Genomic DNA, 567 nt, shown 5'->3' with positions numbered 1-567 from the left:
TGGAGCGCGCCCATGTCGGAGAACGGGTGAATGTGGTGCGCGGCGTCGAGCGCGCGGTATTCGGCGGTCGAGCGCGCGGCGACGGCTTCGCTTCGTTCTGTCATGTTGCCTCCGCAGGTCGGTGCCGCTCGCTCACACGTGCAGCAGGAGATGGCGGCGTTCCCACGAGCTGATCACGCGGAAAAACGCTTCGTATTCGGTTTCCTTCAGCGCCAGATACGCCTTCACGAACTTGTTGCCGAGAATGTCCGCGAGCGGCGCGCAAGCGGCCATCAGCGAGATGCCCTCCTCGAGGTTGCGCGGCAGCTGATACGGCAGGTCGTAACCGTCGGACGCGATCGGTTCGGTCGGCGCGAGCTGCTGCGTGAGACCGAGATACCCGGCCGCGAGCGTCGCCGCGAATGCGAGGTACGGGTTGCAGTCGACGCCCGGAATCCGGTTCTCGATGCGCCGCGCGACCGGCGTCGACTGCGGGATGCGAAAGCCGACGGTGCGGTTGTCGTAGCCCCACTGCACGTTGATCGGCGCGGCCATGAAGCGCGACAGCCGGCGGTACGAGTTGATGTA

General features: G+C 66.1%; 1 pseudogene. It reads right to left on the bottom strand.

Going from position 1 to position 567, the window contains the following annotated elements:
• Positions 1 to 132: 132 nt before the first annotated feature.
• Positions 133 to 567: pseudogene (locus WS49_RS21005) on the bottom strand (glutamine synthetase); the annotation flags it as partial.

The sequence above is a fragment of the Burkholderia sp. RF7-non_BP4 genome, assembly GCF_001521935.1.
Lineage (GTDB): Bacteria > Pseudomonadota > Gammaproteobacteria > Burkholderiales > Burkholderiaceae > Burkholderia > Burkholderia diffusa.
This window is presented reverse-complemented; position numbering and strand designations above follow the sequence as displayed.